This window comes from Nostoc sp. CCY 9925, from assembly GCF_963920935.1.
Lineage (GTDB): Bacteria > Cyanobacteriota > Cyanobacteriia > Cyanobacteriales > Nostocaceae > Nostoc.
In genome coordinates, this window is sequence record NZ_CAWUDO010000249.1 from 1 (window position 1) to 2,283 (window position 2,283).

Sequence of the window (2,283 nt, forward strand, 5' to 3'; positions counted from 1 at the left end):
ATATCTGCTGTATCCATAGTGGTTCGCCCTTTTGGCAAAACTTTTTGGTTTACTGTTACTTTGCTTTCAGGTAAGGAAATTAACGCATGATTACTACAATTGATACCCAGCAGCAAGCCTATGTAATTAGTAGCAAAATAGATAAGATAGGAGAGATTAAAAGGTACTTTGTTTTACCTTCATATTATCTGCTAGTCTGCTTGAGACAGTTAGCTCAAAAGAATAAATTGATAAACCGAAAGCTCAAATTCTCCTATAACTACAGAAAATTCCACTTTGCTATATCGTACTTTGTCTGTTTTCACCCAGCGTAATTGAACAATGTTATTTGCACCAACTACATAAACTCCTTCTAACTGACCTCGTTTCACTAAAGCACTCTGGGGAATCATAATGACTGAGTGACTTCAGGGGGCAGTTTCATGCGCCCGAACATTCCCGGCATTAAATTTGTGGCTTTTTTAAGGGCTATTTTGGCAGTAAAACTACGACTGTTGGGGTTTGCAGAAGGAACAATTTGATTTACTTGTCCGCGCACAGAACGCTTGAGAGCATCTAGCTGCACTTCCACTTCATCTCCTTGTTTCACCAAGGACTTCATTGACTCTGGTACTGCAACGCTAAACTGCAAGCGATCGCTACTTTCCAATGTCACTAAAGGTTGTCCAAAACCGACTATTGCACCTACTTCTGTATGTTTCTTAGTGACGACTCCTGGAAATGGTGCTTTAACAATGCTGCGGTTTAAGTTAGCAATCGTTGGCTTTACTTCTGCTCGTGCTTGCTGAACTTGGGAGAGCGCCTGTTTTACTCCTACTCGTGCTTGCTGGACTTGGAGGCTTGCCTGTTTTACGGCAGTTTTGGCTTGCTCAATTTCTCGCTTGGCTTGTTCAATCCCAGCTTTTGCCTGTTGAATGCGAGCTTCAATTAATGCTACCTGTGTATTGGCTGTATCTAGTTGTAATTGGCTGACTGCACCATCTTTTCGCAGCATAGCCATGCGTTGTTGATTTAACTGAGCGTCAGCTAGTTGTGCTTGTACTTCGTGCAATTTGGCTTCGGCTTCTTGTTGACGAACTTCTGCTTGATTGAGTTGTGCTAGAGCTTGAGTTTTGTTTGCTAGGGCTTGAGTTTCGGCGGCAGTCGCAACTGTTACACCTGCCTGGGCTTGGGAAATCACAGCCGATGCTTGATTGCGTTGTACCTCGGTATCTTTGACATCAATAATGGCAATGATTTGACCTGCTTTAACTCTGTCGCCTTCTTGCACTGGCAAAGTTTTAATCTGTCCCATAACTCGGCTAGTAGTAGTAACGGTTTCTACCGCTTCTAACGTACCATTCAAGGAGATTCTACCCAGACTGAATGCTTTCTTGGTCAGGGGCGCTTTTACTTCTATAGGTTTGATAGTGTTAGTTATAGTAGCAGTAGATTCCGCAGAAGTAGAAGAAAAGGATAAAACGATAGCTCGCAAGCCTGTGATTGCTAAAAGGGCTGCTAAAAAAAACATATCGTATTTCATTCGCTTACCTTTGCTGTGATACTAACCCAAGACGAATTAAGGCGATTATTTACTAAGGAATTTCTCTACCCCGCGCGATCGCCTATGGCGGGCGAAACAGCGCCATCGCACTCTATTTGGCATCACGCAGATGTCGATCCAGCACTGGCAACCTTCCTTGAATTATTTAAGAAATTTCTGCTCTTGAGCGCGATCCCAGTGTTATCTGGAGGTCACGCTCAAGAGGAGAAATCAAGATTTTATCTTTAGCAATCAAATTATGAGAAAAATACTGGAGTATAGAAAATTTAATCGTCATAAATTTGAAGAGTTTCACCGTTGGCACGAGTAATACTCAGGGCTTTGAACTCATTGTCGTCATAGTTGCCAACGACGGTGACTTTTTCTCCTACAGAGAGGTTAATGGGTTGTCCTAACTGAGGTTCTGCCTCAATGATGATTTGTCCCTTACCATCGTTGAGAATGAACTCGTCATCTAAAAGCTTAGTAACTTGGCCGGAAATACTGGTAACACGAGCGTTTGGCAAATTCTCAATTTGGTTTGGCGCTTTCTGCGCTCCCACCTCAAAAGGCATGAGCAACGCAAACAAACCCGTTAGGACGATACTGGGTATAGGATTGAAATTCATTGGTTAAATCTTCCAATCTGACGTGTAATTGACGCTTATTTTCAGATTGCCAGATAAAAGTAACAAGAAGGTAACAGCTCAGGGCGGCCGCATCTTATTTACTAATAAAAATTAAAACAGATCTGAAAATGT

At 42.3% G+C, this 2,283-nt stretch carries 4 protein-coding genes; 1 reads left to right on the forward strand and 3 read right to left on the reverse strand.

The features are described from left to right. Positions 1-209: 209 nt before the first annotated feature. Positions 210-392 (reverse strand): hypothetical protein, encoded by a 183-nt coding sequence (locus ACM0OY_RS40110; protein ID WP_414574254.1) that lies wholly within the window; start codon positions 390-392, stop codon positions 210-212. Then, entirely contained in the window at positions 389-1,522 is a 1,134-nt protein-coding gene (locus ACM0OY_RS40115) for an HlyD family secretion protein (RefSeq protein ID WP_414574255.1), read from the reverse strand. The genes ACM0OY_RS40110 and ACM0OY_RS40115 overlap by 4 nt, the downstream gene beginning before the upstream one ends. 15 nt (positions 1,523-1,537) lie before the next feature. On the opposite strand from ACM0OY_RS40115, the gene ACM0OY_RS40120 reads away from it, so the two are divergent. Further along, the gene (locus ACM0OY_RS40120) at positions 1,538-1,771 is read left to right on the forward strand and encodes a hypothetical protein (protein ID WP_414574256.1); all 234 of its coding nucleotides are present in this window, start codon (positions 1,538-1,540) and stop codon (positions 1,769-1,771) included. Positions 1,772-1,809: 38 nt separating this feature from the next. Here ACM0OY_RS40120 and ACM0OY_RS40125 read toward each other — a convergent pair whose 3' ends face one another. Next, on the reverse strand, positions 1,810-2,151 hold the full coding sequence (locus ACM0OY_RS40125; RefSeq protein WP_414574257.1) for a hypothetical protein: 342 nt from the start codon (positions 2,149-2,151) through the stop codon (positions 1,810-1,812). Between the last annotated feature and the right edge of the window lie 132 nt (positions 2,152-2,283).